This window comes from Mesorhizobium sp. C120A, from assembly GCF_030323105.1.
Taxonomy (GTDB): Bacteria; Pseudomonadota; Alphaproteobacteria; order Rhizobiales; family Rhizobiaceae; genus Mesorhizobium.
Window position 1 is genome coordinate 6,288,378 of the sequence record NZ_CP100476.1, and the last position, 25,905, is coordinate 6,314,282.

22 protein-coding genes and 3 pseudogenes are annotated in these 25,905 nt (G+C 61.5%); 4 read left to right on the top strand and 21 right to left on the bottom strand.

What is annotated here, in order from left to right; translation table 11 throughout:
* Positions 1-471 precede the first annotated feature (471 nt).
* Both NL532_RS30510 and NL532_RS30515 read right to left on the bottom strand, forming a co-directional pair.
* Positions 472-717 (bottom strand): transposase, encoded by a 246-nt coding sequence (locus tag NL532_RS30510; RefSeq protein ID WP_286488171.1) that lies wholly within the window; start codon positions 715-717, stop codon positions 472-474.
* Positions 630-1,364, bottom strand: a complete 735-nt coding sequence (locus NL532_RS30515; RefSeq protein ID WP_245270448.1) for an IS110 family transposase — start codon at positions 1,362-1,364, stop codon at positions 630-632. Before NL532_RS30515 ends, NL532_RS30510 begins: the two co-directional genes overlap by 88 nt.
* A 219-nt stretch (positions 1,365-1,583) precedes the next feature.
* On the opposite strand from NL532_RS30515, the pseudogene NL532_RS30520 reads away from it, so the two are divergent.
* Both NL532_RS30520 and NL532_RS30525 read left to right on the top strand, forming a co-directional pair.
* Positions 1,584-1,784 (top strand): annotated as a pseudogene (locus NL532_RS30520) (IS256 family transposase); the annotation flags it as partial.
* Between the two features lie 318 nt (positions 1,785-2,102).
* Positions 2,103-3,395, top strand: a complete 1,293-nt coding sequence (locus NL532_RS30525) for an ATP-grasp domain-containing protein (RefSeq protein ID WP_031203655.1) — start codon at positions 2,103-2,105, stop codon at positions 3,393-3,395.
* Positions 3,396-3,486: 91 nt separating this feature from the next.
* Here the strand turns inward: NL532_RS30525 and NL532_RS30530 are convergent.
* Positions 3,487-4,684: pseudogene (locus NL532_RS30530) on the bottom strand (IS256 family transposase).
* A 444-nt stretch (positions 4,685-5,128) separates the two neighbouring features.
* Positions 5,129-5,773, bottom strand: coding sequence for a hypothetical protein (locus NL532_RS30535; protein WP_286487855.1), 645 nt, complete (start codon positions 5,771-5,773; stop codon positions 5,129-5,131).
* Positions 5,774-6,363: 590 nt separating this feature from the next.
* Between NL532_RS30535 and NL532_RS30540 the strand changes: the two are divergent.
* Together NL532_RS30540 and NL532_RS30545 are read left to right on the top strand one after the other, a co-directional pair.
* Positions 6,364-7,271, top strand: a pseudogene (locus tag NL532_RS30540) (IS110 family RNA-guided transposase).
* A gap of 289 nt (positions 7,272-7,560) precedes the next feature.
* A complete protein-coding gene (locus NL532_RS30545) occupies positions 7,561-7,731 on the top strand; it encodes a hypothetical protein (RefSeq protein WP_155923865.1) in 171 nt (56 codons plus the stop codon).
* Positions 7,732-8,239: 508 nt separating this feature from the next.
* Here NL532_RS30545 and NL532_RS30550 read toward each other — a convergent pair.
* The 17 genes from NL532_RS30550 to NL532_RS30635 all read right to left on the bottom strand — a co-directional run bounded on the left by NL532_RS30550 (position 8,240) and on the right by NL532_RS30635 (position 25,862).
* Positions 8,240-8,521 (bottom strand): exopolysaccharide production repressor protein, encoded by a 282-nt coding sequence (locus tag NL532_RS30550; RefSeq protein WP_245270374.1) that lies wholly within the window; start codon positions 8,519-8,521, stop codon positions 8,240-8,242.
* A gap of 65 nt (positions 8,522-8,586) precedes the next feature.
* A complete protein-coding gene (fdxB, locus tag NL532_RS30555) occupies positions 8,587-8,904 on the bottom strand; it encodes a ferredoxin III, nif-specific (RefSeq protein ID WP_023829740.1) in 318 nt (105 codons plus the stop codon).
* Between the two features lie 10 nt (positions 8,905-8,914).
* Complete coding sequence (locus NL532_RS32345; RefSeq protein ID WP_502881991.1) at positions 8,915-9,163, bottom strand: CCE_0567 family metalloprotein; 249 nt, start codon at positions 9,161-9,163, stop codon at positions 8,915-8,917.
* A 461-nt stretch (positions 9,164-9,624) separates the two neighbouring features.
* Positions 9,625-10,464: a response regulator transcription factor gene (locus NL532_RS30570; protein ID WP_050591004.1), complete on the bottom strand. Its 840-nt coding sequence runs from the start codon at positions 10,462-10,464 to the stop codon at positions 9,625-9,627.
* Complete coding sequence (locus tag NL532_RS30575; protein WP_023829742.1) at positions 10,464-10,943, bottom strand: NifX-associated nitrogen fixation protein; 480 nt, start codon at positions 10,941-10,943, stop codon at positions 10,464-10,466. The genes NL532_RS30570 and NL532_RS30575 overlap by 1 nt, the downstream gene beginning before the upstream one ends.
* 17 nt (positions 10,944-10,960) lie before the next feature.
* Positions 10,961-11,458, bottom strand: a complete 498-nt coding sequence (gene nifX, locus NL532_RS30580) for a nitrogen fixation protein NifX (protein WP_023829743.1) — start codon at positions 11,456-11,458, stop codon at positions 10,961-10,963.
* On the bottom strand, positions 11,424-12,806 hold the full coding sequence (gene nifN / locus NL532_RS30585) for a nitrogenase iron-molybdenum cofactor biosynthesis protein NifN (RefSeq protein ID WP_023829744.1): 1,383 nt from the start codon (positions 12,804-12,806) through the stop codon (positions 11,424-11,426). Before nifN ends, nifX begins: the two co-directional genes overlap by 35 nt.
* A gap of 7 nt (positions 12,807-12,813) precedes the next feature.
* Positions 12,814-14,304 carry a nitrogenase iron-molybdenum cofactor biosynthesis protein NifE gene (nifE, locus tag NL532_RS30590; protein WP_023829745.1) on the bottom strand — a complete coding sequence of 497 codons (1,491 nt, stop codon included), beginning with the start codon at positions 14,302-14,304 and terminating at the stop codon, positions 12,814-12,816.
* Positions 14,305-14,360: 56 nt separating this feature from the next.
* Entirely contained in the window at positions 14,361-15,902 is a 1,542-nt protein-coding gene (nifK, locus tag NL532_RS30595; protein WP_023829746.1) for a nitrogenase molybdenum-iron protein subunit beta, read from the bottom strand.
* Positions 15,903-16,028: 126 nt separating this feature from the next.
* Complete coding sequence (gene nifD, locus NL532_RS30600; RefSeq protein WP_023829747.1) at positions 16,029-17,531, bottom strand: nitrogenase molybdenum-iron protein alpha chain; 1,503 nt, start codon at positions 17,529-17,531, stop codon at positions 16,029-16,031.
* A 98-nt stretch (positions 17,532-17,629) separates the two neighbouring features.
* Positions 17,630-18,523 carry a nitrogenase iron protein gene (gene nifH, locus NL532_RS30605; protein WP_023706403.1) on the bottom strand — a complete coding sequence of 298 codons (894 nt, stop codon included), beginning with the start codon at positions 18,521-18,523 and terminating at the stop codon, positions 17,630-17,632.
* A gap of 472 nt (positions 18,524-18,995) precedes the next feature.
* Positions 18,996-20,252, bottom strand: coding sequence for a type II toxin-antitoxin system HipA family toxin (locus NL532_RS30610; protein ID WP_023829748.1), 1,257 nt, complete (start codon positions 20,250-20,252; stop codon positions 18,996-18,998).
* Entirely contained in the window at positions 20,227-20,553 is a 327-nt protein-coding gene (locus NL532_RS30615) for a helix-turn-helix domain-containing protein (protein WP_023829749.1), read from the bottom strand. The genes NL532_RS30610 and NL532_RS30615 overlap by 26 nt, the downstream gene beginning before the upstream one ends.
* 580 nt (positions 20,554-21,133) lie before the next feature.
* Positions 21,134-22,210: a type 2 isopentenyl-diphosphate Delta-isomerase gene (gene fni, locus NL532_RS30620; protein ID WP_286488173.1), complete on the bottom strand. Its 1,077-nt coding sequence runs from the start codon at positions 22,208-22,210 to the stop codon at positions 21,134-21,136.
* A gap of 55 nt (positions 22,211-22,265) precedes the next feature.
* The gene (locus NL532_RS30625) at positions 22,266-23,168 is read right to left on the bottom strand and encodes a terpene synthase family protein (protein WP_023829751.1); all 903 of its coding nucleotides are present in this window, start codon (positions 23,166-23,168) and stop codon (positions 22,266-22,268) included.
* Positions 23,165-24,715, bottom strand: coding sequence for a prenyltransferase/squalene oxidase repeat-containing protein (locus NL532_RS30630; RefSeq protein ID WP_023829752.1), 1,551 nt, complete (start codon positions 24,713-24,715; stop codon positions 23,165-23,167). The genes NL532_RS30625 and NL532_RS30630 overlap by 4 nt, the downstream gene beginning before the upstream one ends.
* A gap of 145 nt (positions 24,716-24,860) precedes the next feature.
* A complete protein-coding gene (locus NL532_RS30635; protein WP_196813883.1) occupies positions 24,861-25,862 on the bottom strand; it encodes a polyprenyl synthetase family protein in 1,002 nt (333 codons plus the stop codon).
* Positions 25,863-25,905: the final 43 nt, after the last annotated feature.

Here is a 25,905-nt window from a genome sequence, read left to right on the forward strand (position 1 = left end):
CGCTATCGAGAGCGCGCTCGCGAGCGGCTTCGCTACCGCCGAGCTACACCACCTGTGGGGACGCGACCCGCAAAAGCGATATCTGCGCATCAACTCATCGCTTAGAGAGTGCACGGGCGGGTACGTCGAGCATACCAGGTCAAGTACTCGACACCCCGGCAGGTGCTGTCACGTTGTTTGCTAAGGGTTAGCATCAGTAATGGACCTATTAGGCCCCTTTGAGGCGGCGAGTATGGATGCCCAGCGCTGACTTTTGGAGCTTGGTGAGACGAAGTTTCGCAGTGAGAGTACTTGATGAAAGGCTGCGGACCTCCAGGCGATCGGAAGCTGCATCGTTCGCTCGGTTTCGCAAGTAACTGCGAGTTTCTCCGCTCGATTGTTTAATGCATTGTAGGATTGGTACTCATAGCTGCATGACGTTACGTCGCGCCTGGCGTCGCAAGCTGTGCGAGCACGTCCCGGATCCGTGCCTTACAGAGGCGGTGGTTGTCGATGAAGACGTCGGCCACTGGAGCACCGGCCGGCTAGGCGGCCTCGACCAGCATGGCGCGGGCATGGGAACGCGCATGTTTGCTGATCCGGCCATATTGCGCCAAGCCAAGACCGACGAGGATTGAGGCCGAAGTAGCTCACCAGCTTCTGCGGTTCGCGGAACCGCCGGATGTCGCGGACCGCGGCGATGATACCGCTCGCGACGATGACATTGACGCCGGTGATCGTCTGAAGGCGCCGGACTTGCGCATCATCAACCGCTGCCCGGGCGATGTCGCGATCGAGGTCAGCCAGATCCTCGGCCAAGCGATCGATGTCCCGGATGTGGCGGGCGATAGCGGCCCGCTCGTCGTCGGGAAGCACCTGCCGCTCGAGCCAGGCGCACCGCGATTGCTGAACAGATCGGCATGCGGGCCCTTCGGCACAAGGTGCGCCTGCAGGATGCCATGCACCTCGTTCTTCACGCGCGTGCGATGCCGAACTACCTGGTTGCGCCGCGCGACGAGGCGGCGAAGCCGCTCGGTCCGCTCGTCAGGTACCCAGACCTCCGGCAGAAAGCCGCTGGCATGGAGCTGCGCCAGAACGCCGGCATCGATCTTGTCGGTCTTAATCATGGCATGGGCGATCGCCTTCATCTGCATCGGGTTGGCGACAATCACCCGGCCGACATAGGGCGACAGAAGCCGCACCACCGCCATGGCGTTGCCCGTGGCCTCGACGTCAACCTCAACCGTCCGTCGCAAACTTCGGCCGAACCCTTCCAGTCCCGAGCGGGTCATGCCGACCCGTCCGTGATGGCGCAGCCGGCCGCCTTCCCAAACCACCACCTCCGCAAAGGTGCGGTGGATGTCCATTCCAATCACACGTCTCATCGGCTCGCTCTCCTCAAACAGTCGGGAGCCGGCGGGCGACGCGACACCTACGGATCCGCGCTCTCGGCGCAACCGGGCAGGTCGCAGGGGCGGTCAGCTACTAACGCGAGTTCGCAGCTCATCGAATAAATCGGCCTGCCCGCACTTGGCGTGCTCCCGGTGCCCCAGTCCCGGATGGTCGCACCATACGCCGAAAATCGCTCATCTCCAGCGGGGATCGGATGGCACCGTCATGATTATACGGTTACGAACGCCATAGAGGCGCTGAACTCCAAGCTGCGCCGCGCCGATGCGGCCATGAAGCTGCAATATCTGGTGCTGAACCACGCGGCCGAGGAATGGAAACGACCGCCGCGCGAGTGGTTTGAGGCAAAGACCCAGTTCGCCGTCGTCTTCGGCAACAGGTTCGTCAGCCAATGACAAAACCGGCCTTGCGCACAGAATTCCTGACAGTCCCGCCATCTCTTCTCAAAATCGTTCGGGCACAAAACTGTAAACTGGACAATTTAGGCTGATGCGAAAGCAAGGTCCTTTCTGATGTTGGTCGAAAGGCGGCGTGCTACACGGCTCGCAAAAAAAACCGCAACAAAACATTAAAATACATTTTACAAAATTTTTCCTACGACCGACTGCTGCTAATGTTACTTTCAGCCGGAGTGTGTGGCCAGGCACGGACAAACAGCTAGTGCCGATCCACGCTCGGACCGAAGCACAGCCCAACGTCGGACTCGGCAGCCAATGGCAAGAAGAGCACTTATCCTTGTTGAAGGTCACAGCGGCATGGGTCTGCAATATGTCGAAGCAGCCCGACGTCTTGGGGTTTATCCAATTACCTTGTCGGCTGACCCAGCTCAGTACGACTATCTTGCGGCGGAACGCATCCAGGCAATCCAAGTAGATACGGACAATTTTAATTCGCTGATCCGGGAATGTTCCCGATTATGGGAGACCTATACCATCGCTGGCATTACTGGGTTTTCGCGCGCTGATGAGTTGGCCTGTGTGATGGCTGGCAAGCTCTGCCTGCACTTCGGTCTACCTGGACCTAACCCGAGAGCTGTTGAACAATGCTGCGATAAGTACACCCAGCGTCAACTTCTCGCGGCCTCAGGCGTTCCGATACCTGCTTATCGCTTAGCGGCCAATACAGCGGAGGCAGAGGATGCTGCCAGGGAGATCGGACTGCCCGTGATAGTTAAGCCTGCGGTGGGCAGCGGCAGCGCCGGTGTCCGACTGTGCCGCACTGCCGATGAGGTAGTCGAACACACGATCCATCTGCTGAGCGGGAAGCCCATAGGGCGGTCGTCAAAGATGCTTGTCGAGGAATTCGCGCAAGGGCCATACTATACCGCTGAGATAATGGGAAATGAAGTCGTTGCAATTGGTACCGGTGACTTCGCTTGCCCCCCGCATTTTGTCTGTCGTGGGTTCACCTTTCCGGCCGCGCTGACTCACGACGAGTATAATCGTATCGCCGGTGTTTCGCTGAGTTGCTTGAGTGCTCTCGGCCTTGGCTGGGGGCCAACGAACGTTGAGCTCCGGTGGACTAAGCGCGGCCCGCTCGTCATTGAAGTCAATCCGCGCCTTGCTGGCACGCCGTTTCCTCAACTCGTTCGTCTGGCTTACGGTGTCGATCTCATCACCGAGCATATAAACCTTCTCATCGGCAATGATTGGGATTTGCGCAGAAAGCATTCGAACATTGCGGCCGCTCGGCACCTGATTGCTGATCGCGATGGCACCCTTGACTGGGTCGACGGGCATAGTCAAGCGGTCGCGTTATCAGATGTTGCCGAGGTCAAGTTCTATATTGAGCCCAAGACGCCGATTGTCAGAAACGGCGATTTTCGAGACTGTCTGGGACATGTCATCGCAGCTTCATCCAGTCTGCCTCGCACCGAGGCGATACTTCAGCGTGCCGTCGACTTGATCAGTTGGTCAATCACGCCATTTCCAACCATTGACGATGAAAACGAGTCTGCGGCCCCTCCCGGACTGTCGCACAGGATGAGCTCCGACCGTGAATTATAAGCTCGATCGTTTCAGCCACAGGATCATCACTCACTTTGGCTGTATTGGTGTGTGCGTCAAGTTCTGCAAAATGGGGCGGCCATGATGCTGGTCATGCGGCTTGGCGAAGAGCGAGCTTCTTGTGCTCGCGCAGATCGTCCATGTTGATGTATCGGTTGGCCTCCATCCAGTTTTCGTTGGTCTCGACGGCGAGCGCCCTGACGAGGCGCAGGCAGCTTTCGGCATTTGGAAAGATGCGCACGACATAAGTGCGCCGGCGGATTTCCTCGTTGAGCCGCTCCAGCATGTTAGTGGACTTCAGGTGCTTATGGTGCTGACGCGGCAGGCGAAAGAAGGTCAGCGTGTATTCGATGGTCTCCTCCACCCACGTCGTCAGTCGTGGATAGCGGCCCGACCATTTGGCAAGCCATGCAGCCAGATCGGCCTTGGCTTCGGCGAGATCGCGCCGGTCGTAGAGCCAAGCGCAGTTCCTGCAGGCAGTCGTCGCCGTGCTTTCGCGGCAGGTGATCGAGCGCATTCCTGAGGAAGTGCACGTAGCAGCGCTGCCATGCCGCTTCCGGGATCACCTCGCCGATCGCCGCCACCAGGCCGGCATGGTCGTCGGACACGACCAGTTCGACGCCCTTGAGGCCACGCCCCTTAAGGGCGACGAGGAAGTCCCTCCAAGCCGAGCGGCTCTCGCGATTAGCCATTTCCACGGCCAGGATCTGGCGCCTTCCGTCCCAGTCGATGCCGACCGCGATCAGCACCGCCTGGCTCATGACGATGCCGGCTTCGCGCACCTTCTCGTAGCGGGCGTCGAGGATGAGGTAGGCAAAGGGCTCCTGAAGCGGACGCTCGGCAAACGCCTTCAGGCTCTCGTCCAGGCGTTTGTTGATGGCCGAGATCGACGAGGCCGAGAAGGCATGGCCGCACAGCTCTTCGGTGATCGCCTTCACCTTCCGGGTCGACACGCCCTGCACATACATCTCCGCAAGCGTTGCCACCAAAGCCCGCTCCGAACGCTGATAGCGCTCGAACAGCTCGGTGGAGAAGCGGCCGGCCCGGTCCTGCGGAACCCGCAGCTCAAGCTTGCCGACACGGGTGACAAGCGTGCGGCCATAATAGCCTGAGCGGTAGCCAAGCCGCTCCGGCGTGCGTTCGCTCTTCGAAGCACCCAGCGCCTCGTCCATCTCCGCCTCGAGCACCTCTTGCATCACCGCACAGATCACTTCGTGCAATCCATCCGGGTTCGAAAGCAGAATGTCTTTGACGGCAGCGCTGGCGGTCTTACTTTCAGTCTTGGTCATGGTGGCGTTCCTTCGCGGGAATCAGGTGACGTGAACAATCACCAGCCTGCCATGACCGCCCCCTCTCAGCGAATTTGCAGAACTCTCAGCACACTACCCTGTATTTCCGATTACCACTGAGCTGCGATGGTCAGAGATGCTACTGGAACCCTGCGTCGTTGTTCCCATAAGCCGATCAGCCGATGCGACCGGAATATGCGCTGGCCATCCATATGGCCGCCTAAAGACCTTGGCGGAATGAAAACCGTGATCGGAATGTGGGCCCAGTTGGGGGGTAGCTCCACTGCTCAATGCTGATCCTGAGTCGAGCAAGAATTTGGCAGCACCGCAGCAGGAGATCACCCAGCGCGTGGAGCTGCCTTTCTGGCAGCTAGGACCAAGAACTCAGGTGAGGTGCCGCGAGCAGTCCACCTCTCCTGCAGATGTATCCGTCGATGACAAGGCCTAGAGCGCTTCGCCTGGCGGCGCGGAAATGTAGCAGGACGCATAGATATAGCCCGTCGTGCGCTCTAGGCGATCCTCTATGCCGAGTTTGCCCATAGTCTTCAGGATCGCCTGCCGTTCCGTCGATGTGGAGAAGCGGCGCTGGCGCTGCCTGAACCGTTCTACGAGCCTTGTTTCCAATGAGAAAGCCCGAAGGGCCGCTGCGATGTCGTCATAACTGAAAGGGTGCATTACGAAGGCTACTACCCATGGGCGTGACGTCGCCGACGCCTCATACACGCGTGCAAAGGTTGCCGCAGTGGCGTAACCCACACAGCCCGTGCTGATAAGAATGTCGGCATCCGCGAGTGCGCTCCGTTCCTTGATGGTTAAATCCCGAGTTTCGAGATCAGCCGTGACGCCAGCCTCCAACAGGCCCAGATCGAGCGCATAGCGAACAGCCCGGAACGATGGATCCACGCCGACGAACTGGATGTCGTCACGGAGGCCCTGATTGCGAAAAAAGGCACGATGCTCGATCGCCTCCTGGCGCGACAGCGATCCACTGGGTTCCAGGTAGGCAGCATACAGATCGTCCAGGTCGAGATTGGTTCGCAGCAAGGCAGCGTTGACACCATACGAGCAACCGACATCGACTATCTTCAACTTCGTCTTGTTTCGGACACGCCGATAATCGGCGAAGATGCTTTCGAAGACCGGCTTGGCCCGATCTGGAATCATATAGTCTAGGGCCTGATGCGCCCGAAAATAGACGTGCGGCCACCTGCGATTGTAGGTTGCCGTGAAATCGTGCTTCGCCCCTGAATTCTGCCGCGTTCCGCATTTGCTGATTGACTTGACATCCTGCTCCCTTCTTCGCTCCAGTGATCGCCGTCGCCCCAAGAACTAAATATCGCTCGCGGGCGCCTGCCGCCTCACGAGAGGCGGTTCAAAAATCATGCCAGGCTGAGCAGAGGCCAAAAGCGATTTCTGCGCATCGCGCCTAGCAATCGAGCCTGAGGGGTGAGGCGATGAACGCGCCGGGTTGAAGGAGGCTCCAACTCCTGAGAAAGCGGAGCCATACCGAGCAAGACGACCACCAACCTTGTAACTTGGAAGTTGCCGACTCTGCTATTGATGCAGGTGCGGTGGCGGACGCAAGACCGAACCATCTTTGGGCCACTGAGCCCGCGGGAGAGCTTGGGTCTTCGTCACTGGGCCGCAAGCGAAGCCCGATTAGGCAAGGATGGGACAGGATGGAAATCATCGTTGGTATCGATGTTTCGAAGGATCGGCTGGACGTGCATGTCGCGCCTTCCGGAGAGCCATTCTGGCTGGGCAGCATGCCGGGGTGGGATCTGTTTCGACAACTGACAGCGCTTTCTGCGAGCGTCGTGGCTTTGGAGCGACAGGCGGTTTTGAGACTATGGCGGTTGCTGCGCTAGCGGGCGCGGGCTTGGCGGTGTCGTGCTTAATCCGGCGCAGGTGCGAGCCTACGCCAATGCGCTTGGCAAGCGAGCCAAGACCGACCCCATCGATGCCGCCGTGATCGCAGCCTTGGTTGCTGCAACCAAGCCGGAACTGCGGCCGTTGCGCGATGGCGAAGCCAAGGCCCTCGCCGAGCTCATCGCCCGCCGGCGCCATGCAGATGATCGTGGCTGAAGAGAATCGTGCACGCACAGTCACCGCCAGACAGGGGCATCATGCGGCTGCTGACCGTGCTCAGGTGCGAACTCGCAAGTCTCGATGCCGACATGGATGATCATATCCGTAAGTCGCCAGTCTGGCGGGCAAAGGGAAAGTTGCTTTCTTCGGTGCCAGGCATTGGTCCTGTTGTTGCCCGCACCACGATCGCTGAATGCCGGAACTGGGGAGCCTGGATCATCGCTAGATCGCCGCGCTCGCCGGCCTCGCGCCATGGACGACGCAATCAGGCAGATGGCGCGGCAAGAGCTTCATCGGCGGCGGCAGAAGCCGCGTGCGCCGCAGTCCTCTTCATGGCTGCCCTGGTTGCCATCAGGCACAATCCCGTCCTCAAAGCCCTTCGGGACCGCCTCGTCGCAGCCGGCAATCCAAAGATCGTCGCCGTCGTTGCCACAATGCGAAAGCTCCTCACCATCCTCCACGCAATCGTCCGAGACCAAAACCGTGGCAAACAACTTGACAGCCAAGACAGTCGCTCTCTCCTCAGTCCAAACCCGTGGTTCGGCTGGTCCTTACGAAGGCGAGCATGCCTCGCTGTGGGCGGCGGTCTCGTCGACCACACCAAGATCGGCTGCACGGCGCGGACGCTCAATGAGTGGGTGAAAAAGGCCGAGCGCGACAGCGGCTGCGTTCCGGTGTGCCTGCCGATGTAGCGACAAAGCTGAGGACTCTGGAACGCGAGAACCGTGTGATTCGGCAGGCCAACGACATCAAGGCGAGCGCGGGCAGGCGGAATCGATCGTCGAGCCATGATCGTCTTCATTGACGATCAGCGCGAGGCGCATGGGATCGAGGTGATCTGCAAAGTGCTGCCGATCGCGCGGCGATCTACCACAACACCGTTCCCGACCTGCTGTCGGGATGAGGTACGCGCCGTGTTGGATGCGGATTTCCGCGTCTACAGCGTTCGCAACGTCTAGCGGCAGTTGGAGGCAGCGGCGATGGTTCATCAGCGGACTCAGGCAATTCAATGCGCTGCGCGCTCATTTATCGAAAATGGGCATCATCGCTGCGCTTGGCATAGACTTCCCACCTTTACCGCTAGATGCTTGCCGAGGCGGTCGAGCTTCTCGATGGCGTTGGTCCAAATGTGAGCGGATAGCGTTCGAAATTTTGCAGCATGTTTTTCCAGCAACACGTGATCGAGCCGAAATGAGCTATGCACCCAGCCCGTCCACAAGGTGTGTTTAATTTGATGCCGGCTGCGCTCTGAGATGTTGCAGAAGAGCTTTAGCGCCGCGCTCGTCATCGAGACGAAGCAACCCGCCGGCGTACTGCGACGGCTATCACACCTACGGAACCCCAGCTACATCTCCCGCCATTAGATGTCTCGGGATGCGGTTACCTCCGCCCGTCTCAAGCGCACGATCAGCCCCAAGTCCATGGTTTACCGAAAGTGGCGGGAATCCGAGCTGATCTTGTTTTGCCTCAAGGGAGCAGCAGCGATGCGGCTAGCATTTGACTTTGGAGCAACTCTGCAGATTCGTTCGTCACCTCATGAAGGTCTGGCTCTGATTCGACTTCCTTGCACTTGTCGAAATGCTCAGCCCTTTGGCCAGCTCGGCTAACGCAGTCAGACCGCCAGATTAGAAAGGGCACGCTTGCGAAATACGCCAGCTGAAGGAGCAGCGAACAAGCCAGCGTCGTGACGACTACTGTGCCGATGGAATGAGAAGCGAAGTAGACAGTCAGTGCGGTGCTGCACAGCACCAGCCCCAGGACGCGACAAAAGATTTTTAAGGGCAACGCCGTTCTCCTGGTTTTGTCTCCTCAGATCATGCTGCGACCTGGTCGGCCGCAACATGGGTCTGGCAGTTCTTCGGGCAGACACGGGCGCAGGCTCCGCAGCCAATGCAGCTGCCGGCATTGTCGACGACCATGATCATGCGATTGAGCTCGCCATCGAAATCGTCGTCTTCGCCGTCGCAGGCGCCGAGGATTTCACCCGCGTCATCGACGCCGTAAAGACGCATGACCTCGCGCGAGCAGACTTTGAAACAGCGGCCGCAGCCGATGCAGGTCGTGCCGTCTATGGCGGTGAGATATTCCGGCACCCATCCGGAGCCGTCGCGAGTCGTGAATGTGCGCGTCATCGTAACTTCTTCATTGCAGCGAGCTCTCTCCTGGCACCATCCAACTCGGCGAAAACGGCGACGTTTCCTCGGCAACTTCCTCTATCTCCGTCCATTTTCCCGGGAGATTCTCTGCAAGGTCGCGCAATTTCATCTTGGCAACTGCCGCGCGCAGCTGAAGCTTTCGGACTTTATTCCCCATCTCATCTAGCTTTGACATAGGCGATATCATCAAGCCGGAGCGCTCCTCGATCGCGAGCTCGACGGCGGTGTAGAACATGTCGAGCCTCCACAGCACGTCCGGCTCGGGATCCCGATGACAGGCATCGCACGGCGCTGTTTTCTGGTGACAATGAAGTCGGCGAACTGGGTCCCAATCTAAACCGTTTGCCCAGTCTGGCGATGGCCTGTGCGCTTTGTCCAGGCCACTCGGGGATGCCATGGCCGAGCAGCGGAGAAGGCAAAATGAGCGGCGGAGGCGACATCACCAGTACGGAAAGGTACGCGCCGAATTCGGCACACAAGCTGGCAGCTGTCCTGACATCCTGATCGGAGTGGTCAACTCCCGTCACACTGAGTACGCTTTTGAAGGCCATCTGGCTGCTTCTTTCTAAGTATGTCGTATCTGTAGGCGCGTTTCGAAGCCGCAAGACTTGCCCTCAGCACGACGGAGATGGGGTGGCACTACATCTTCGCGGTCCAGCCGTCCGGCCACTCGAGCGAGTGGCACCGCACCGATGCCTATCCGCCATCAGCTTCAGGCTCAAGGTCCGCCTCCTCCAGCGAGTAGCCGTCGGACCTGATGGTTCGAATGACGCTCCCGGCCGACGTCCTCTCCAGCTCCTTTCTGATCCGGCTGATATGGACATCGACGGTGCGTTCACCGACATGTATCTTTTCCCCCCAAGCTGCGTTCTTTAACTCGACTCGGCTGAACACCATGCCGGGAGTCTCGAGCAAATGCCGCAGCAGCTTAAACTGGATCGGTCCAAGGTGGATGTCGTGGCCGTTACCATGGACTCGGCGGGCATCGACGTTCATCTCTAGCTTGCCACAGCGGAGCCAGCTGCCGTTTTCGATCCCGTTTGAACCCGGCTTTGGCAGCGCCAGCTTCGTGCGTAGACAGTCGAGCAGCATCGCCGGCGCGAAGGGCCGCACAAAGCTCTCGTCAATACCTGCCTTCAAGAGATCGAGGTGCTGGTTTTCGGCGCCGGGCGCGATCAGCGCAATAACCAGCAGGCCTCTGTTCCGGAACTCCGCCTTGAGCTGGGCACAGATGGTGGACCCTGTCGAGCTTGCCGGCTGGCAGTCCAGCACCACGGCCTGCGGCTCCCGTTCACTGGCTAATGCGAGCGCTTCCTCCACGCTTCTGGCCAGTTCAATCCTGAAGCCATCCACCCCCAGAATGTGGCTGTAGTACAGATACAACTCCGCACCTTGCGAACAGATCAGGACCAGTGGCTTCATCAGCGCCACCCCAAGAACCACATCGGCCTCCACCGCCTCGATTGAGAGGGCTGGCGGTCGCATGTCCTCGAGCCTGACATGATCCCCTTGATCGAAAATCGAAATCGGTTCCATCACGCCCGCGCCACCTCGGGATAAGCCTCAATGGCTGCGGTGGCATCGCCGGCCAGTTGGGTACCGGCCGCCGCGAGTTTCCAGAATGTCTCGAAGCCGAACCGATGGACGTCGCGCAGGGTCTTTGACAGAACGACCAACCGCCCGGCCGTGAAGAGCACGCGCCCGAAGCCCTCATGGCTTATCTCAATCATCGGCGATGCCATCAGGCCGGAGCGTTCCTCAATCGCAAGCCCGACGGCGGTGTAGAACTTATCGAGCCTCCACAGCACGTCCGGATCGGGATCGCCGATGATTGGAATTGCACGACGCTGTTCCCTGGTGATGATGAAGTCGCCCAGCAGCTCGGCGTCCGATTTGCCTTCCCATGACCCGTGGGAATCATTGGCACGGATCAGCCGCACGAGGCATTTGACGAGCGGGGTGGCAAGGGCCGCCTCGTCCTCGGTGGCGGCAGGGCTAACAGCGGCTTCAAACATTTCGCTCACTCCTCATTTCAGCCCTCGTCCTCGAAGGAGGGTTTCTGTTCAGCGACACCTGCCTGCGCCAGCACCTTGCGCAGCCAAGGGGGAGGACACGTCCTGAGCATCATCTGCGTGCGCAACAGCACCTCTTGGATGGTCTGGGGCTGCGGCACTTTGATCGGATGAATCTTTGCGGAAACAAGTTTGGCTGCCGAAGGTCCGCCGATCGCCAGACAAAACAGCAAGTGGCAGCCCTTTAGCGCCTCCACCTTCGGGGTGATACAGTCATCGCCCTCGGTTCGGTGCTTCCCGCTCTCGTCGGAAACGTCGTCAAAGGCCACGGCTTCCACGAGATTCCACTCCTCGCGCATCACGTCGTAGACAGCAAAGCGCCTGGCCGACCCGAAATGGGCGTTGAGGTTCTTCATGTCCTGCGTGGCGATGGCCACGCGCAATGCGCCGGCTTGGCGTTCCGGCTTCGGTGAGTGAACCTCGTCAGTGACGAGCGAGAGGCGACGAACGGAGCTCATCTGGCATTTCCCGCTTACGGAGTGGATCAAGCGCCTCAGGCGTCGGCGCGTGCCCCTTGGCTTCGAAAATGTTGGCGACCTCGAAGATCAGGTCGCGGGTCCCTTGGTAGAGGATTGTGAGCTTGTGCTGGGCCCCGAGCCGGTCGAAGATCGGGAAGCCGACCCGCATGAGCGGAATGCCGAGGCGCTGGGCCGCCTGGCGGCCGTGGGAATGAGTAACGAGAAGATCAGCGCCGGCGCCAAGCGCTTCCAAATCGCCGAGATCGCCGATTTGAACCGACTGCGCCGGCACTTCCTCCAGAATTTTCGACATAGCGGCCGTTGTGACCGCCGCCGCGATTTCGGAGCCCATGCCGATGAAGAAGCTCGCGAGTTGGTAGAGTTGGTCTGGTTCAGCAGCGATCGCAATTTTCTTGCCTCCAAAGTGGAAATGTCCGTCGAGCAACGCGTCCTGCAACTGCGCCCGCCGACGGCGCACCCCAGCCGGCGCCGCCTCGCCCGAAACTGCGGACAGCAGCGATACGAACCGATCGGCGTCCCTCAATCCAGTCAACGACCGGAACAGCACGTAAGGCACCCCGGTCAACCTATGCAGCACGTCGGCCGGGCGGCGCATATGCTCACCGATGACGATGCATTGCCCTGCCGTGCCAAGCTCGCGAATATCCTCTACGCTGGTGCCGCCATAGGTGGTCGTGACCCAACGGTCGGGCACCGTACCGTCGAGCGAGCCGGAGACGTCCGGCAAAATCACCGGTTTCAGTCCAAAGCTCTCAACCATCTCACGCAAATGCTCGATGTCAGCCACAGTGAGGTTCCAGCCAGGCAGGATCACGATTTTCTTCGATTGCCGCGCCTGCTCGCCGGGCCGTGTAATCCCTTCGATCATCGCGGTGACAGCTTTGGCCCAGCCCTCTTCGATCGCACCATCGAAATCTGGCGTGTTGGCCAGCACCACCTCCGTACCCGCGAGCTCTTTGGTGCGCTTCAGCCTGATATTGGCGATATCTCCTGCGCAGTCTTCGCCCCGGGTTTCCACCAGCGCGGTCGTGCAAACCCCGATCAGCGTTGGCTTTGTGCGGGCCTTGAGGTTGAGGATCGCCTCTTCCAGATGGTCTGCCCCGCCGAGGATCGTTGCCACCTCGTCCATCGCGGTTGTCTGCAAGGGAATGGCTTCCTTGAAATGTCGCACGAAGAGCACGAGCGCGAAGCTGGTGCACCCCTGGCTGCCGTGGAACAATGGCATCGCGCCGTCGACGCCAAGAAAGGCCAAGGCGGCACCCAGCGGCTGCGATGACTTCAGCGGATTGACCGCCGCCGCTTTGGTCTGGGGAAGGATGCGGCCCATTGGCTTCTCAACACTCGCCGAAATCAGCGGCCGTCGTGCCGGAGAATTCCTGGACAGCATGCAAGGTCACGTTCTCGCTTTTCGTGCGCGGCAGTTCCTCCCCCACCGCAGGCTGGCAATCCCATGGTGCCGGCTCCCGTACCTGGCACCAGATGGGGTTTTGAATGGCCAGGTCGATCTGGCGTACGAGTTCCACCATGCCGTCATAGCCGGCGTAAGGGTGTTGGCGCTCCTGGTTGATGTCGAGCCAGGGTGTCTTGGCCTTCAGAGCGACGAATTGCGTGCGCCCGCCTGATAGCAGGATATCGGCCTTGTGTTCGGAGAGCATGGCGTAAAGCTCGCGCGCTGCCATCTGCTCGAATATATGGTTGTCGTCCTTGAGGATCTGCTTGATCCGCTCCTTGTCTTCGACGGTCGACTTCTTGACAGAGGTGCCGACGATCTCGATCCCGATCTCCATCAGCGCATGGACGACCGACCAGGACTTCACGCCGCCGGTGTTGAGCAGCACGCGCTTGCCTGCGAGCCTCGGCCGGTAGGCCGCTAGCTTCTTCCAGGCGATCGCCTCTTCCTCTGCAATCAATACCTCGGTGCGGCCGAGGATCTCCGGATCAGCACCCTGCTTCACGAGCAGCTCAGCTATGTTCCGGAGTGCATCCGAGGTATCGGTGATGCCGTAGAAGGAGCCCTCGAAAAACGGGATGCCCCAGCGCTCGTCCATTTTGCGGGCGAGATTGATGAGCGCGGTCGAGCACACCACCATAGCCGCCCGGGCGCGGTGCGCGCAGGCAATGTCGAAGTAACGCGCGTCAGCCGGAATGCAGGCGCGCACCCGGATCCCGAGCCGATCCAGCAGCGGCTTCACCAGCCAGAATTCGCCTGAGAGGTTGAATTCGCCAAGGATGTTGATGTCGTAAGGGCCGGGATCGTCGGGCTCGGCCGTGCCGATGACATGATCGAGCAATGCCTCGCCGGCAAGCTTGTTGCCAAGATTCTTGGAGCCGGCGAAGCCCGGCGCATTGACCGGCACAACGGCCAAGCCGAACTTTTCCGCCGCGCGCTTGCAGACAGCCTCGATGTCGTCGCCGATCAGCGCCGTCACGCAGGTCGAATAGACGAAGATCGCCGGCGGCCCATACGCTTCCTTGATCTCGCGGATCCCTTTGAAGAGCTTCCGCTCGCCCTGCCCCATGACAACATCGAGTTCGGTGAGGTCGGTCGTGAAGCTCGTGCGCCACAGCGTTGGCCCGGACGAAGCCGCACCGCGGTTGTCCCAGGAATTGCCCTCGCAGGCGAGCGGCCCATGGACCAGGTGTGCGACGTCGGTGATCGGCTGCAGTACGATCTTGGCGCCATCGAAGACACAGCCGCCGGCCGCCGCCCCGGGGGTCAGTGGCCTCGAACAGCCCACCTTGCGCGCCTTGGCATCCTTGCAGCGGTTCTTTTCGCAGCCAGGCTCGTTGAAGACATCCTGGATTTTGGCTCTGAGCAAGGACATTGCGTCGGTCTCCAAAGTCCCTCGGGAAGACGACCGGCCAAAGCCGACCGTCAAGCTTAGCGGGTGAGGTCATACGAATAGTCCGTCACGCCCGTCTCGCTTGTCTTGCGATCGAGTTTGTCGAAGATCTTGTCGAGGATCGTCGTCAGCACGCGCAACCCGCCTTGGTAGCCCATCAGCGCGAACCGGTGGTGATGGTGGCGATCGAAGATCGGAAACGTCAGCCGGATCAGCGGCGTGCCCGTGTCGCGCTCCAGATACTTGCCATAGGAGTTGCCGATCAGCAGGTCCACCGGCTCGGTGAAGAGCAGGGAGCGCATCGCCCAGAGGTCCTTGCCCGCCCAGACTTGAGCATCCTTGCCGAAGGGCGATGATGCAAGCAGTTCCTTCAACTCCGCTTCCCATGCCGACGTGCCGTTGGTGGCGAGGCAATGGGTCGGCTCGCCGCCCGTCTCCATGATGAAGCGGGCCATGGCGTAGACAAAGTCCGGATCGCCGTAGATGGCGTATTTCTTACCGTGCAGCCAGGATTGGCTGTCGGCCATGGCGTCGACAAGTCGGCCGCGCTCCAGGCGGATTGCCTCGGGGATTTGCTTGCCGGAAATCGCGGAGACCTCCACGAGGAAGTCGTCGGTTGCCTGGACTCCGAGCGGGTAATGGAACGAGGACGTCGCCTGCCCCACCCCCTCGCAATACTCCAGTGTTTTTCGGGTGTTGTAATGCTGCAGCGACAGCGTCGCCTCGGCGTTGAGTGCCTTCCTCACGTCTTCGATCTTCGTGCCGCCGTCATACATGCGGTATTCGCCGTCGGACGGCGTGTCGAACTGGTCAGAGGCGTCTTGGATGAAGGTGTAGGATACGCCTATCAGGTCGAGCAGGCGCTTGAGTTCCCGGTTGTTGCCAACACAGAATCCGTCGAAGCCCGGAATGACGTTGATGGTCCCCTCGGCTTCCGTTCGCTCCTCCCCTTTCCAGAAATGCTCCAAAATGCCCTTGACCGTAACGTCATAGCCGTCGACATGGCTGCCGACGAAGGCCGGCGTATGGGCGAAAGGCACGTCGAAGTCGCGCGGGACCGAGCCTTCGTCCTTGGCGTTCTCGATGAAGCTGTGCAGATCGTCGCCAATGACCTCCGCCATACAAGTGGTCGAGACGGCGATCATCTTCGGGTCGTAGAGTTGGTACGTGTTGGCGAGCCCATCGACCAGGTTCTTCAGGCCGCCGAACACTGCCGCGTCCTCGGTCATCGAGGAGGAAACCGCCGAAGCAGGCTCCTTGAAATGGCGCGACAGGTGCGAGCGGTAATAGGCCACGCAGCCCTGGCTGCCATGGACGAAGGACATGGTTCGCTCGAAGCCTGCGGCCGCGAACACCGCGCCGAGCGGCTGGCAGGCCTTGGCGGGGTTCACGACCAGGGCTTGGCGAGCAAGGTTCTTTTCGCGGTATTCCCACGTCTTGGTGAATTCGCCTTGGTCGGTAACGATCTGGTCCGGGTGAGGACATTCGAAATTCAGCCTCTTCTCGGCGAGCATCTGCCTGTATTCCGGCTCGCGGAACAGGGGCGCGTGGTCGAGAACTTTTTCAGCCGACTGCGGCATGGGTGGTTACCTCTTTCCATCTGGCCCGCCATACGGCGGCACAGGGACGTCGAAACGTTTTCAGGTCTCCCGCGGACAAGCGGCCACAGGCGTTCGCGGCCTCCCGGCTTCCGGGAGGCCAGGGTTTCATTCGGCTGCGATCGCCGCCGACGGCTCGGCTTTTTTCTTCCAGGGGGCGTCGTAGAGATTCCAGACAGGGTTGTTGATGGCCAGGTCCATATCGCGCGCGAAGATGGCGAAGCCGTCGTAGCCATGATACGGGCCGGAATAATCCCAGGAATGCATTTGACGGAACGGTATGCCCATCTTCTGGACCGGGTACTTTTCTTTGATGCCGGAGCCCACGAGATCGGGACGGATCCCCTCGATGAACTTCTCCAGCTCGTAACCAGTTACGTCGTCATAGATCAGCGTGCCCTTTTTCACGTAGTGGCCGGTGCGCTGATAGTCGTCGTTATGGCCAAATTCATAGCCGGTGCCGACGATCACCATGCCCAGGTCCTCATATGCGGTGACGACGTGACGGGGGCGCAGCCCGCCGACATAGAGCATCACCGTCCTGCCTTCGAGGCGCGGCCGGTACTTGGCTATGACCGCCTCGACCAGCGGCCGGTATTTGGCGATGACCGCCTCGGCCTTTGCCTCGATTTCCGGCCCGAAGTGCTTGGCTATCTTGCGCAGAGAGGCTTCGGTCTGGGAGGGCCCGAAGAAATTGTACTCCATCCAGGCGATGCCATACTTTTCCTCCATGTGCCGGCAGATGTAGTTCATCGACCTATAGCAATGGATGAGATTGAGTTTCGCCTTTGGCGCTCGCTCTATTTCGGCCAGCGTAGCGTCGCCCGACCAGTTGCCGACCACGCGCAAACCCATCTCCTCGAGCAGGATGCGCGAAGCCCAGGCGTCGCCGCCGATATTATAGTCGCCGACCACATTGACATCGTACGGGCCGGCCTCGAGCTCGAGGTCCTTCTTCTCGAACACCCAGTCGCGGATCGCGTCGTTGGCGATGTGGTGGCCGAGGGATTGCGAGACGCCGCGGAAGCCCTCGCAGCGCACCGGCACGATTGTCTTTTCGTGCTCCTTGGCCTTGTTGCGGGACACAGCTTCGGTGTCGTCGCCAATCAGGCCAATCGGGCATTCGGATTGCACAGTCATGCCCTTGTTCAGCGGAAACAGTTCCTCGATCTCGTCGATGATCCGTTCGAGCTTCTTGTCGCCGCCGAAAACAATGTCCTTCTCCTGGAAATCGGAGGTGAACTGCATGGTGACGAACGTGTCAATGCCGGTCGTGCCGATGTAGTAGTTGCGGCGCTGAGACCAGGAATATTGCCCGCAGCCTACCGGCCCGTGCGAGATATGGACCATATCCTTGACTGGACCCCACACCACGCCTTTCGAGCCGGCATAGGCGCAGCCGCGAATTGTCATCACGCCGGGGATGGACTTGATGTTCGATTTGACCTCGCATTCGGAAAGGACCTCGCTTTCCTCGCCAGCCTCGTCGCCGCTTTTTGCGACGCTGAGGTGCTTTTTGCGGCGCTTCGCCGACTTGTCAGGATATTGCGACAGCACTTCCTCGATTAGCCTCGCATGGAGGCCACCGTCATTCTCGTATTCCAGGCTCATGGGACCCCTTTCAAGGTTCAGGGTGACGCCTCACCGACGAGGCGCCGTTCTTTGAAAGACGCACCAGGTCAGGCGGCGCCTCATGTCGGCAGTGGTCGCTACTGTGCGGCCGCCTTAGCCGCTTCCTTGACCTGAAGCTCGGCAAGCATCTGCTCGTCCGTCTTCATGATGCCGAAGTCGAGCAGCATGTCCTCGAGCTCCTCCATGGTGATCGGGGTCGGGATGGTGCCCTGGCCCGAATTCCCATGGATCTTCTCGGCCAGCGCCCTGTATTCGCCGGCCTGCTTGGAGTCCGGCGCATACTGGATCACAGACATCTTCCTGAGCTCGGCGTGCTGGACGATGTTGTCGCGCGGCACGAAGTGGATAAGTTTGGAATTGAGCCTGGAAGCAAGCGCCTCGGCGAGGTCGAGTTCGCGGTCGGTTTGGCGCTCGTTGCAGATCAGGCCGCCGAGCCGCACGCCGCCCGAATGGGCGTATTTCAGGATACCCTTGGCGATGTTGTTGGCGGCATAGAGCGCCATCATCTCGCCGGACATGACGATATAGATTTCCTGGGCCTTGTTCTCTCGGATCGGCATCGCGAAACCGCCACACACCACATCCCCGAGCACGTCGTAGGAGACATAGTCGACGTCGTCGTAGGCGCCGTTCTCCTCGAGGAAGTTGATCGAGGTGATCACGCCGCGGCCGGCGCAGCCGACACCCGGCTCAGGGCCGCCCGACTCCACGCATTTGATTCCTTTGTAGCCGACCTTGAGCACGTCCGCGAGTTCCAGGTCTTCCACCGAACCTTCCTCTGCCGCGAGGTGCAGGACCGTATCCTGCGCCTTCGCGTTCAGGATCAGGCGGGTGGAGTCGGCTTTGGGATCGCAGCCGACGATGAGGATTCTCTGCCCGAGATCGACAAGGGCGGCGAGCGTATTCTGGGAGGTGGTGGACTTGCCGATGCCGCCCTTGCCGTAAAAGGCGATCTGACGCAAACCTGACATGTAGCTTTCCTTCCTTCGTTCCATTCATCGCGGCTGCCGCGACATGAATGCCGGTCGGGCAGCTCTAGCCGCCTCGCACCTAAGGATCTCAAGACTCATGCCAATTTGCCTGATCCAACCGAAGAATAATTTCGGGTTGCTTTTCAGGGGTTTAGCTTGAGTTCCAAGAAAGATCGTCGGAACAGCCCGTGTAGCGGACGCGACATTGGCGACACAAAGCGTCGGATCGCGATCCTCAGTCACCGCATTCGGTTGAACCGCATCGTTGTATTGAGGTGGAGGAACAGCATCTCGACCCTCTGCGGCATGCTGCGAACTCTTCTGTTCCGGCGAGCTGACGTGCTTCGTCTCTCGTGTCCTCGTCGACACTGCGTAGAATCTTGCGCGCGACGGCATACCATCGGTCCGCGGCCACTCATCCGGTCCCACAGGCGGATAGTCCCGCTATATCAGCAACCCGAGGGGTCTCGGCTCACTTGTCGGCACAGGAGTTCAGTACCGGCGTCATCGCCTTCACATGTTCGTCGATCCGCTCGAGCACTTTCGCAGCGACAAGGTCGCGCTCAGGCAGATGCCACCAGTGTTCGTTGACGAGTTTGACCGTCTCGACCACTGCCTTTAGGACTGCTGGCTCCGGAAGCCGTGCACGGTTCGCAAATGCTTTCCATCGCGGTGCTGCTAGCGCCTTAAACGAGCGCTCTCCTCCAAGCGACAGCGCCAAGGCGTCGGCGGGAATGTATGGCACGGTGGACAGGACGTCGTAGATTGGTGCAAGCGCCGGCTTGTCGCCGTTACCCGGATAGATCAAAGACCAATTCTTCAGGTGCATGTCGCCATTTCCGGTGATGACGGTCAGTGCCAGGCGGCGGACGAACTCGAGAGCCGCCGTAGGCGAGACGGCGACACCAAGAGCCAAGGCTATGTCGTGATAAGCAGCCCCCTCATATTTGCGCGACGGGTAGACACCGAAGACCTGAGCGAAATCCTCGATGTGTATCCTCCCGCCACCGGCGCCGCGATCGAAGCGTTTGACGAGAAGGACCTTGCCTTCCGACAGCGTATTGAATTCTTCGGGAACGCCCTCAAAATCGGACTTCTCGACCAGTTCGCATTCAGGAACCTGCATGCCGATTGCTGCTGCCAGCGCCAGGTTGGCGAATTCGTTCTCGGAAACGTCCGGAAAGGCCGTCGACGGGAACTTGGCGATGTACCGGCCCTGCTCGTCGTCCATCGGCAAGGTAAGGCCGCCGCCTTTTCCAGTGTTCTTGATGACCGACAGTTTCATCTGCACGCCGGCAAGCGAGAACCGTGCCTTGGGCTTATCCTTTGAAGCATCCTGCGACACCGCTATCGCGCCGTCACTGGGCAACGCCCGTACGGCTCCCGGCAGATCGGCGCCCAGCGCCGCTAAAAGGTCGAAATCATTGCCTGGCCGCACATTGCCTTCGTGGTGCCTTTCCATCGCCTCGCGCAATTTCTCCTCCGGCAGGAGGTTCGCGAAGAAAGCGGGCAAGGCGCCCGCCATAGGCTTCGGATCTTTCCGCAATCCTCCCGTCGCTGCCCGGAACGACAGGCTGAGAACCGGAAAGCCGCCCGTCGCGCGGTAGGCCTCATCGAAGTTGAATGCATTGAAATCACCCGGCGTCCTGACGATTGTGCCGATCTTCACTGCGTTCAAGAGCACGTCCAGGGACGGGATCGTCTTAGGTGCGCGAAAGACTGGGGCCATGATCGTCATCGTCAGGTTGAGAAACAAAGGCGGGTCGATCGTCATCATCATGCGGACGCAATAGAGCCTGGACAGCCGGAACCATGGCTTGCGGAACCAGCATCATTTCCAGACCGAGCGCGCGAGCGATATTCATGAGCGTCGTCGCACGCCCGGCTGCGGCTCCCTTTTCGATGTCGCGATATCGGGGACGGGATATACCCGCCAAATCAGCGACCTGCTCCTGCGTCATGGCAGCGGCCAGCCTCGCCTGCCTGAAAAACCCACCGATTTCGCGCAGAATTTCCGATTGAGAGTCCATATGATACGTAAACGATCCATTCCAATGCTAGATGATATGGCAGAGTACCTTATCCAGCGATCGAGTCAACCCGATATGATCTGTTCGCGTATCATGCATCAGCTTTATGATACGAAAAGAGATCAACTATCCTGCATTTAGCGCCGCCCGACGATGGCGCCGTCCGAAACGGACGCCCGATCAGCGCTCCGAAATCATCGGACGTTAAATCAAGGCGGTCCGGCAGCTGAAATCGCTCGTCTCTTCTCGTTCATACGGCCGGCCGCGCTGACTGGGGGTCAATGTGGATCGCCACTCCTTCATTGTAATGGATTTGCACCATCTGCTCATGCCGGTCTCCGCCGCAGCTGGTGTTCCGACGCTTTTAGGGACTCATCTTCGGCGTGACCGGTCACCCTGATCGAGCATCGAGATAGCCGTCGAATACGCTTTACTCGCGGCTGTCCATATGGCGGAACGCCTCCTTGATCACGAAGCAGCACCCGAAAAACCCCGCGACGAGCGCGAATGGCCCGGCGGTCCGCGATCTTCTCACTCGGCAAGGCTAGGCGCCCGCCGCCACGTGCGGGCTACGCCGGCATCAACCGGCGGGCAGATGCGTCGAGGGCAACAAGCGCGCCTGACGCAACGCCGCCAGATCAGCCGAGCCGGTGCAGAAGCAGGCGACGGCCAACTGGCGGATGACGATCTCGAAATGCGCGACAACCGCCTCGGTGGATACCGTAGCCGCGCGCAGCACGCCGGCTGCCTGCCCGGCGATGTCCGCGCCCAGGCGGATAGCCTTGGCCGCGTCGACGCCGTCGCTGATCCCGCCCGACGCGATCAGCTTCACCGCTGGCAGCGCCCGACGTACCGCCTGCACGCTGGCCGGGGTCGCAATCCCCCAATCCGCGAATGCCATTGCCACTGCGCGGTCGGCGGCATCGGGGGCGCGCTCGCCCTCCACCGCGGCCCAGTTGGTGCCGCCGGCGCCGGCGACATCGATCACCGCCACGCCCGCCTCGACGAGCGCACAGGCCACCGAGGCGGACAGGCCCGACCCCACTTCCTTGGCCACGATCGGCACGCCGACGCTGCGCGCGGCGCGAGCGATCTGCGCCAGGACGCCGCGCCAGTCGCGGTCGCCCTCCGGCTGTACTGCTTCCTGCAGCGGATTGAGATGGACGATGAGTCCATCGGCCTCCAGTGCATCCACCGCCCCGCGCGCGAGGTCCAGGCCGTCGGCCTCGCGCAGTTGCGCGGCGCCGATATTGGCCAGCAAGGGAACGTCTGGGGCGAGGCGGCGTAGCGCGCGCGTCAGCCCCTGGGAGTTGCGGGATTGCAGGCTCACGCGCTGCGAACCGACGCACATGGCGATCCCCAAGGCTTGCGCTGCCTCGCTCAGATGCCGGTTAATGGCCTCAGCGCGTGGCATGCCGCCGGTCATGGAGCTGATCAGCAGAGGCGCGCGCATGGTCTTGCCCAGCAGCGAGGCGCTGAGGTCGATCTGCGTCAGGTCCAACTCGGGCAATGCGCAGTGTTCGAAACGAATGTACTCCCAGCCGGCGGCCTTGGCCCGTGCCGTTCGACGATCCAGCACGATGTCCAGGTGGTCGTCCTTGCGCCGGCTCAGGTTGGTGTCGCTGGTGCTCGGTCTATCCGCCGCATCGGGCGACAGCGTTGCGTCGGATCGGACCGGCGGCAGCGCGCGCACGCCGCCGATTCCCGCGCGTTCAGGCCCGCGCACGTTGGCCTCCCGCCGCAGCGTCGCTGCGGTAGCGGCTGGTCGAGGTCTCGTAGTACTGCGCGCGGACTGCCGCCATGGCCTCGATCAACGGCCCCCACGGCGCGGGAAAACGTTCTTCCGCCATCACCCGGTGCAGCATGCGCGTATGGCCGGCCAGCTCATCCTTGAGGAACTCCACCACAGGCATGGCCGGATAGCGGTGCAGCAGCAGGATCGCCGCGTTGTCTCCCTCGCCGGCCGACCTGTCCTTTTCGCGTCCATGCAGATCGTTCTGCAAGCGCCCTATTGCGGATATGAGCCGCAGGGCTTGGCGAAACGCCGGATGCGCGCGCAAGGTCGCCATGTCCAGCCCCCACAGCAAGGACAGGCAACAGAACACGTTCGTGTACGCGATCGAATCCACGCCGTTCTGCAAGTACTCGGCGTAGGACCAGCGCTCCGCCCCTGCCGCCTGCGCGTGTCCGGCGCGCAGCGCCGCGCAGTAGCACCGGGTATCGTGGAGAAGCTGAGCATAGTCGCGACGATCGTAGGCGAGCGCGGCGAGCGAAGCGCGCAGCACAGCACAGCCCTCGAATCCGGGAAGCGCGCACGGCACACCTTGCCCCAGCGCCTGCTCCACCGCGGCGAGCTGCTCCGGCGCGATCAGGCCAAGGTCGTTGCAATCGTCGAGCCAGAAGAGCAGCGCCAGTTCGCGATAGAACGCCACGATCAGCGTTTCGTCGAGCGGATCGCGGCCGGTGCGGGCGCTGGCGTCGCGCAGGCTCGGATGGATGCGCTGCAGGATATACTGGCCGCCCCGGACTGCTTCCACGCCATGCTCGTCGGCGAACCCGGTCAGGGAACGCCCCCACTCCAGCACCTGCTGCAGGGCGCGATCGGTCGGGATCATGGCCCCGCTCCTGCTCCCTCGGCCGAGACGCGCCGCCCCCAACGAAGCGCCAGCCACAACCCGGCGAGTTCGGCCACGCGCACCACCCGAGTGGGGCAATACAGTTCCTTTCCGATCCACAGCGGCGTCTGGGGCAATTCATGCGCCGCGTGGCCGGCGAGCATCCACTTCAGCGCACGCCCTACCGCCTGCGCGATGCGACGGCGCCCTGCCGGCTCTTCGCTCCCGTCCATCACGTGCAACGCGAACAGCGCATAGGCGGTTTCCTCGAATGTGGACGGGCAACCGGCGCCCCAGCCGCCGTCGTCGCGCTGCGTCCGCAGCAGCCCCGCCAGCGCGCGCTCGTCGCGCCACTGAGGCTTGCCTTGCGCGAGCGCAGCGACCGCATGCGCGGTGGGATAAAGCCACGAAACGTGCCATTTTTCGTTGTCCCATAGACCGTGCGGGTTGCGATTGGCCTCGACGTAGGCGCTGGTGCCGGCGGCGGGTTTTCCCAACATTCGCAACGCATGCAGGGCATGGATGTTGGTCGACACCGAGGCATTGCGCTCGCCGGGGAAGGTGACGAACAGCTCGCCGGTTTCGAAATGGCGCAATGCATCGACCGCCGGGTCGCGGCCTGCAAGGCGAAGGACGCACAATGCAACGGCGGTGTCGTCCGCATCGGCCGCGAAGTGCAAGGCCGGGCCCAGACCGCGCACGCCGAGGCGGGCGTCAAGCTGCGCGATGATCACTTGCACCGCCTCGGCGAGCGCGGGATGCGCGAACAGACCGGCCAGATGCAGGGTGTACAGCGACCAGCATGGCTCGAACACATTGATCGGCCAGACGTTGGGAACGACACCTTCGATGCCGGTGCGCGTTGCCCGCGATGCCGCCTGCAGATACCCGTCGGTGCGCCCGACCTGCGGCGTTCTTCCCTGTGTCACGGCGTGCGCACGCCACGCGGCGGTGGCCGCCGGACTGATGCCGATGCTGCCGTCGTCGTCCGGGCATGCGGTGGCCGGCGACGCCCCCCAGGCTTCCCAGGAGTGCAGCAACGGATGGCCGCTCGGCAAGGTCGCCACAGCCCCCAGCTTGACCAGGCGTGCTTGCCGCAACGGCAACAGCGCCGGGTGGCGCGGAAACGCCAAGGCGCCCAGCAAGGATGCGGCCTCGTCGCACAACTGCGGCAGGATCAGCTCCGCGCCGATGGGCGCGTCTTCCGGCACCGCATGCGCGTAGGGATCGGGCTGGCGCTCGAGGAACCGGATTGCAGCCTGGACTGCGTCGGCGGCGCCGGGAAGAGGATCGGCACGCTGCAATGCCAGCAGCGCCGCCCAGGTGGGCGCATGGCGAAACAGCGGGAAGTCCGCACCTCCCCATCCGCCATCGGCCTGTTGCTGCGCGATGAGCCACGCATATGCCTCGTGCCGACCGGTGACTTTGCCGTCGAACTGCAGAGCTCGCGCCGTGTCGTATACGGACGGACCGACGCTGCCGCCGTCGCTCATCTCGCTCAGCAGGTGGCGCAATTCGGAAAGGATCTGTTCGGACAGCGCGTTCACGCGGGATTTTCCTTCTGCAGAGGGCTATGAGAACAGAAACGGGCAGACGCCGCGCACGTCGCCGCCGACACGGACACAGTGCAGCATGCAGCGCCCGCCGGCCGATCGCAGCAGCACAGCGGCAAGTCCTTATGGATGGGCGCGCTCATGCGTATGGCGCGGACAGATAGACGTTGGCCCGCTGCAGCATCTGCGCCAACCCTTCCGCACGCGCCCCCAGAGGGGCGATGGCCTCCCCGGCGTCGTGCAACAAAAACAGCGCGAACTGGCGCGCTGCCTGCAACCCCATGATCGACGCGCAGGTCGGCTTCTGCGCGGCCGCGTCCTTGCCGGGGGTCTTGCCAAGAGTCGCGGTATTCGCCGTCGCGTCGAGAATGTCGTCGGCCACCTGCAACGCCAGGCCATAACAGGCGGTGTAGCGATCGAGTGCACTGTACAGCGTAGTGTGCGCGGCATCCTCCGCGATGGAGTATAGCGCGCCCATGCGAACCGACGCGCGCACTAGCGCTCCGGTTTTCATCCGGTGCATCGCCAGGATCCTGTCCAGCCCGGCGTGCTTTCCGACCAGCGACAAATCCATGGCCTGCCCGCCTGCGGCACCCTCGGCGGACACCGCCTGCGCCAGTTCACGCACGAGCGCGATACGATTGTCGCCCGGCGCATCCAGGCTCGCCAGGGTCAGGAAGGCGTGGGCCTGCAGCGCATCGCCGACCAGGATCGCAGTGGCTTCGCCGAACTTTACGTGCACGGTCGGAAGGCCGCGGCGAAGCACGTCGTCGTCCATCGCGGGCAGGTCGTCGTGGACCAGGGTACAGGCGTGCATCATCTCGATGGCGGCACCGACGTCGTCGAGCATGTGCGCCGGCGTGCCCGCCAGTGCGCCGGCAGCCAGACAGAGCAAGGCTCTGGTGCGCTTCCCGCCATGCAAGGTGGCGTAGCGCATGGCTGCCATCAGCTCTGTCTTACCGTCGTCTTCGGCGCAGAGCAGACGCGCCAGCGCCTGTTCGACCCGCTTTGCGCCGTCCTGCATCCAGATCTCCGGGAGCAGCCCGCCAGATGCGCCGCGCGCCTGCGCGCCCAACCCGCCGAATGCGGAAACGCCAGTTCGGTCGTCGTGTATTGTGGAACCGGTTTGCATGTTGTTCATGTCCTTGTAGCTGAGACGGCCACGGCGAGCGCAAGTCGTCACA